Annotated in this window: 6 protein-coding genes and 1 pseudogene; all 7 read left to right on the forward strand. The window is 73.5% G+C overall.

Features of this window, described 5'->3' with window-relative positions:
- Positions 1-211, forward strand: a 211-nt coding sequence (locus FA014_RS20210) for a hypothetical protein (RefSeq protein WP_230323323.1), incomplete at its 5' end; no start/stop codon positions are given.
- A gap of 116 nt (positions 212-327) precedes the next feature.
- Positions 328-1,128, forward strand: a complete 801-nt coding sequence (gene fliP / locus FA014_RS17245; RefSeq protein WP_195969344.1) for a flagellar type III secretion system pore protein FliP — start codon at positions 328-330, stop codon at positions 1,126-1,128.
- Positions 1,128-1,400, forward strand: coding sequence for a flagellar biosynthesis protein FliQ (fliQ, locus tag FA014_RS17250; RefSeq protein ID WP_154730868.1), 273 nt, complete (start codon positions 1,128-1,130; stop codon positions 1,398-1,400). Before fliP ends, fliQ begins: the two co-directional genes overlap by 1 nt.
- 6 nt (positions 1,401-1,406) lie before the next feature.
- On the forward strand, positions 1,407-2,162 hold the full coding sequence (locus FA014_RS17255) for a flagellar biosynthetic protein FliR (RefSeq protein WP_154730869.1): 756 nt from the start codon (positions 1,407-1,409) through the stop codon (positions 2,160-2,162).
- Positions 2,162-3,319, forward strand: coding sequence for an EscU/YscU/HrcU family type III secretion system export apparatus switch protein (locus FA014_RS17260; protein ID WP_154730870.1), 1,158 nt, complete (start codon positions 2,162-2,164; stop codon positions 3,317-3,319). The genes FA014_RS17255 and FA014_RS17260 overlap by 1 nt, the downstream gene beginning before the upstream one ends.
- A gap of 58 nt (positions 3,320-3,377) precedes the next feature.
- Positions 3,378-5,441, forward strand: a complete 2,064-nt coding sequence (gene flhA, locus FA014_RS17265; protein ID WP_154730871.1) for a flagellar biosynthesis protein FlhA — start codon at positions 3,378-3,380, stop codon at positions 5,439-5,441.
- A pseudogene (locus FA014_RS17270) lies at positions 5,419-6,032 on the forward strand (hypothetical protein); the annotation flags it as partial. The gene flhA and the pseudogene FA014_RS17270, both read left to right, overlap by 23 nt.

Below are 6,032 nucleotides of genomic sequence, written 5' to 3' on the forward strand. Positions count from 1 at the left end.
CGCGGCGTCCTCGACGCCCGCCGCCGCGGTGCCCGGCCTCGTGGGCCTGGAGGTCGCGGACGTCGACCCCGCCCGCATCGAGCGCCTCACCGCGCCCGCCGCCGGCGACCCGCAGGCCGCGCCGCACGGCGCGCTGCACGGCTCGGTGCTGGCTCCGTCCACCTGGAAGCAGGCCGTCGCGGTGCTGCGGGAGCGGACGGTGCGCCGGTGACCGCCGACCTGACCACCCGCCCCGCCGCGGAGACCGCCGACGTGGACCTCGTCCTGTCCGGCGCGCGCGCCGAGGCCCTCGCGGCCGCCGACGCCGCGGACCGCCGCCGCTGGCCGCTGGTCGTCCTGGCCGTGCTGGCCCTCGCCGTCGCCCTGGTCGTCCTGGGGTCCGGCATCGCGCACGCCGCGCCGACCCCGCCCGAGGGCCCCGCCGCGCCGACCGGCCCCGCGGACCCCGGTACCGGTGAGGTGTCGGTGGCGATCAACGGCGTGAACGGCACGCCCAGCAGCTCGATCGTGGTGCTCATCGGCATCACGCTGCTGTCGGTCGCGCCGTCGCTGCTGCTGATGATGACCGGCTTCACCAAGATCTTCGTGGTGCTGTCCCTCACCCGGAACGCGCTCGGCCTGACGACCGTGCCGCCGAACCAGGTGATCGCCGGCCTCGCGCTGTTCCTCAGCCTGTTCGTGATGGCCCCGGTGCTGTCCGACGTCAACACCGACGCGGTGCAGCCCTACCTCGACGGCAGCATGGACTTCACCACGGCGCTGGACGCCGGCTCGGCCCCGCTGCGCGAGTACATGCTGGGCCACACCCGCGAGGCGGACCTGGCGCTGATCACCCGGGCGGCCGACCAGCCGAACCCGGAGGACCCGTCCGCGGTCCCGATGCTCACGCTGATCCCCGCGTTCATGCTCTCGGAGCTGCGCTCGGCGTTCATCATCGGGTTCGTCATCTTCATCCCGTTCCTCGTCATCGACCTGGTCGTGTCCTCGGTCCTGATGAGCATGGGCATGATGATGCTGCCGCCCGTCATGGTGTCGCTGCCGTTCAAGCTGCTGCTGTTCGTGCTGGTCGACGGGTGGGGCCTCATCGTCACCGCCCTGATCGGCGCCGCGTCGGGCGGGGGCGGCTGATGGACACCTCGGCCGTCCTCGACATCGGGCTCGACGCCCTCATCATCGCCGCGAAGCTCTCGGCCCCGGTGCTGGTCACCGCGCTGGTCGTCGGGTTCGCCGTCTCCCTGGTGCAGTCCGTCACGCAGATCCAGGAGGTGACGCTGTCCTTCGTGCCGAAGGCCATCGCCGCCGCCGTGGCGCTGCTGGTCTGCGGGCACTGGATGATCGCGGAGCTCGTGACGTTCACGCACCAGCTCTTCGAGCGCATCCCGGCGCTGCTCGGAGGCTGACCCGCGATGGACGTGACCCTCTCCCTGGCCGCCGTGCAGACCGCGATGCTCGCGGGCGTCCGGTTCGCCGCGTTCCTGCTGATCGCGCCGCCGTTCGCGCACCGCGGGATCCCGAACACGGTCAAGGCGATGCTGTCGGTCGGGATGGCGCTCGCCGTGCTGCCCCGCCTCGACCTCGTCTCGACGACGTCGACCGGCCAGTTCGTGGGCGACCTCGTGCTCGAGGCCGTCGTCGGCGCCGCGCTGGGCTTCCTGGTCTCGCTGGTGTTCTCGGCCGTGCAGGCCGCGGGCAACCTGATCGACCTGTTCGGCGGGTTCCAGCTCGCGCAGGCGTTCGACCCGCAGAACATGACCTCCGGCGCGCAGTTCTCCCGGCTCTACAACATGACCTGCCTGGTCCTGCTGTTCGTGTCCGGCGCCTACCAGCTGCTGCTCGGCGGGCTCGCGCGGTCGTTCGACGCCGTGCCCCCGGGCACCGGGCTGGACCTCGCGGCGATGGGGCAGGCGGTCACCACCGGGCTGTCCGGCATGTTCCTCGCCGCGCTGCAGATCGCCGGCCCGCTCCTGGTCGTGCTGTTCCTCACCGACGTGGGCCTCGGCCTGCTGACCCGGGTGTCCCCCGCGCTGAACGCGTTCGCGATGGGCTTCCCGCTGAAGATCTTGATGACCGTGACGTTCGCCGGCTTCGCGTACCTGGCCCTGCCGGGGGTCGTGGACGACCTCGCGCGCCGGGCCGTCGAGGCCGTCCTCGGGGTCGCCTGATGGCCGGGGGCGGGGACGGCGGGGAGAAGACCGAGAAGGCCACAGCCCAGCGGATGAAGGAGGTCCACCGGGACGGGAAGCTCTCCCGGTCCCAGGACCTCACCGCGTGGGTCGGCCTGGCCGCCGCGGCGGTCATGCTGCCCAGCACCGCGCACCGCGCGGGCGACGCCGCCCGCGGCCAGCTCGCCGCGGTCCGGGAGGCGATCGCCGCGCCGGACGCCGGCACGGTCGTCGACCTGCTCGGGGACGGCCTGTGGTCCGCGGTCGGGACGCTCGGCCCCCTGATGGCCGTCGTCGCGGGCGTGATCATCGCCGTGGCCGTCGCCCAGGGCGGCGTGCACGTCAAGAAGTTCAAGCCGAACGTCAAGCAGTTCAACCCGGTGTCCGGGGTCAAGCGGCTGTTCGGCGCGAGCGCGTGGTGGGAGGGGGCCAAGACGCTGCTCAAGACCGCGGTCGTCGGCGTCGTCCTCTACGCCGCCGTGCAGGCCCTCGTGCCGCAGCTGATGGGCACCGGCCGGATCCCGCTGGAGCACATGCTCGGCGTCGCCGGCTCCGGCGTGAAGCAGCTGATCGTCTGGGGCATCGGGGCCGGCGTGCTGCTCGCCGCGATCGACCTGCTCGTCGTCGTGCGCCGCAACCGCAAGCAGACGCGCATGTCGAAGCAGGAGATCAAGGAGGAGAACAAGCGCACGGAGGGCGACCCGCTCGTCAAGGGCCACATCCGGTCCAAGCAGATGGCGATGAGCCGCAACCGGATGATGGCCGCGGTCGCCGACGCCGACGTCGTGGTCGTCAACCCGACGCACGTCGCCGTCGCGCTCAAGTACACCCCCGGCACCGGCGCCCCGCGGCTCGTCGCCAAGGGCGCGGGCGCCGTCGCCGCCAAGATCCGCGCCCGGGCCGTCGAGCACCGCGTGCCGATGGTCGAGGACATCCCGCTCGCCCGCGCGCTGCACGCCGCGTGCGCCGTGGACGCCGAGATCCCCGCCTACCTGTTCACCGCCGTCGCGCGCGTGCTCGCGTTCGTCATGCAGCTCAAGCGGCGCGGCGCGGCGATGGGCAAGCACACCATGCCGGGCGGCTCGGTCGCCCCGGACGACGTCCCCACCACCGTCGCCGGTGCCCGCCGGCGAGCGCGCCAGGAGAAGACCGCATGACCGGCCCGTTCCTGCCGATGTCCAGAGCAGTACCCGCCACCACCGACGAGGACCTCCGATGAAGAACCGGCAGATCTCCCAGCTCGCCGTCCCGGTGGGCGTGGTGGGCATCGTGCTGCTGCTGGTGGTGCCGCTGCCCGCCGCGATGCTCGACGTGCTCATCGCCGTGAACATCACGGCCGCGCTCGTCATCCTGCTCACCAGCATGTACGTGCAGAAGCCGCTGGACTTCAGCGTGTTCCCGTCGCTGATCCTGGTGTTCACGCTGTTCCGGCTCGGGCTCAACGTCGCGTCCACCCGGCTGGTGCTGCGCGACGGCTACGCCGGGGCCGTGATCGACGCCTTCGGGCACTTCGTGGTCGGCGGGTCGCTGGTCATCGGCCTGGTGATCTTCCTGATCCTGGTCGTCATCCAGTTCGTCGTCATCACCAACGGCGCCGGCCGCGTGGCCGAGGTCGGCGCGCGGTTCACCCTCGACGCGATGCCCGGCAAGCAGATGGCGATCGACGCCGACCTGAACTCCGGCCTCATCGACGAGGAGACCGCCCGCAGGCGCCGCGCGGAGGTCACCGCGGAGGCCGACTTCTACGGCGCGATGGACGGTGGCTCGAAGTTCGTCAAGGGCGACGCGATCGCCGGCATCATCATCACGCTGATCAACCTGATCGGCGGGTTCGTCATCGGCATGGTCCAGATGGGCCTGTCCGTCACCGAGTCGCTCGAGCGGTTCAGCCTGCTGACCATCGGCGACGGCCTGGTCACCCAGATCCCCGCCCTGCTGCTCTCGGTGTCCACCGGCATCGTCGTCACCCGGGCCACGGCCGAGGGCGACATGGGCACCGCGGCGTCCAAGCAGCTGTCCCAGTCCCGGACCGCCCTGCTGATCGCCGGCTGCGGCGCGCTCGCGCTGGCCCTGCTGCCCGGCATGCCGAAGCTGCCGTTCGTGCTGGTCGGCGCCGGCCTCCTGGTCGTGGCCCAGCGGATCAAGGCCTCGCAGGCCAAGGAGGCCGCCGCCGCGGAGCTCGCCGCCGCGTCGACCGCCACCGCCGCACCCACGAGCAACGACACCCCCGAGGCGCTCATCGAGCAGATGCGGGTGCACACCCTGGAGATCCTGCTGGCGCCGGACCTGGTCGACATGGTCGGCAACGGCCCGGACCAGGACCTGCTGCACCGCGTGCGCGGCCTGCGCCGCAAGATCGCCATGGAGCTCGGCATCGTCGTGCCGCCGGTCCGCACCCGGGACTCCGTCGACCTGCCCCGGTCCACCTACGTCGTCCGGATCGCCGGCGTCGAGGTCGGCCGCGGCGAGGTCCCGCCCGGGCGCATCCTGGCGCTCGGCGACGACCTGGCCGCGCTGCCCGGGCAGTCCGTCGTGGAGCCGGTGTTCGGCCTGCCCGGCAAGTGGGTGGCCGCCGAGCTCCGGCACGCCGCCGAGATGGCCGGCGCGACCGTCGTCGACCGGGTGTCCGTGCTGATCACGCACCTCGGCTCGATCATCACCCGGAACGCCCCGCGGCTGCTCGGCCGCGAGGACGTCCGCGTGCTCACCGAGGGCGTCAAGCAGGTCAACCCGTCCGTGGTCGAGGAGCTCGTGCCCGGCCTCCTGTCGCTCGGCGAGGTCCAGCGCGTGCTGCAGGGGCTGCTCGCCGAGGAGGTGCCGATCCGCGACCTGTCCCGGATCTACGAGGCGCTCACGCTGCGCGCCAAGGTCAGCACCGACCCCGAGGGCCTGGTCGAGGCCGCGCGCGGCGCGCTCGGCCCGGCGCTGTCCGCGCAGTACGTGCAGGACGGCGCGCTCCGGGTCCTCACGCTCGACCCGGTGTTCGAGCAGTCGCTCGTGGAGGCGCTGCGCCCGTCGGAGTCCGGCACCCAGATCGTCACCGACCCGACCCGCCTCGAGGCGATGCTGGAGCGGCTGCGCGCGCAGGTCGCGGACGCCGAGGCCACCGGGCGGTCCGTCGTGCTCGTCTGCGCGCCGGCTCTGCGGCCAGCGCTGCGCAAGGTCGTCATCCTGGCGCTCGACCGGCTGCCGGTGCTGTCCTACGCCGAGGTCACCGGCGGCGGCGTCCGCATCGAGACCGTCGGGGTGGTGAGCGGTGCCCACGCGATTGCTGCTTGAGGGCGCCGACCTGGCCGAGCTCATGGTGCACGTCCGCGCCGAGTTCGGCCCCACCGCGCGGATCGTGCGCGCCGAGCGGGTCCGCACCGGCGGGCTCGCCGGGTTCTTCGCGCGGGAGCGGTACGAGCTGACGATCGACGTGCCGGACGCGCCGCCCCCGCCCACGACCGGGCTGCTGCGGCGGCGGGGCGTCACGGTGGGCTCGGCCGGCTCCGGCGGCGGCGCGGCGGGGATCGATGCGCTGCTCGACGCCGCCGACGCCGCCGACGCGGGGCCGGACGGGTTCGGGCCCCCCGGGTCCGACGTGCTCGCCCCCGCGCGGCCCGGGTCGGTGCCGGACGCGCCGCCGCGGGTGTCGACGGGGGAGGAGTCCTTCGCCTCCGTGCTGGAGCAGATGCGGGCGATGACCGGCGCCGTGGCGCCGGACCACCACCTGGAGGTCCCGGCGCCCGCCGCGGCGCCGCCGGCAGCCCCCCGTCGCGGCGCAGCCGGTGCACCAGGCCGGACCCGCACGGCTCGACGTCCGCGAGCAGCGGCACGCCCCGCCACAGGGCGTCGAACCGGTCGAGGGAGGCGTCGAGCCCCAGCCGC

This window comes from Cellulomonas hominis (assembly GCF_005239125.1).
Taxonomy (GTDB): Bacteria; Actinomycetota; Actinomycetes; order Actinomycetales; family Cellulomonadaceae; genus Cellulomonas; species Cellulomonas hominis_A.

What these genes read in the sequence shown, in the direction of transcription:
- fliQ (WP_154730868.1), top strand. Translation starts at nt 1,128, where the DNA reads ATGGACACCTCGGCCGTCCTCGACATCGGGCTCGACGCCCTCATCATC.
- FA014_RS17255 (WP_154730869.1), top strand. Translation starts at nt 1,407, where the DNA reads ATGGACGTGACCCTCTCCCTGGCCGCCGTGCAGACCGCGATGCTCGCG.
- FA014_RS17260 (WP_154730870.1), top strand. Translation starts at nt 2,162, where the DNA reads ATGGCCGGGGGCGGGGACGGCGGGGAGAAGACCGAGAAGGCCACAGCC.
- flhA (WP_154730871.1), top strand. Translation starts at nt 3,378, where the DNA reads ATGAAGAACCGGCAGATCTCCCAGCTCGCCGTCCCGGTGGGCGTGGTG.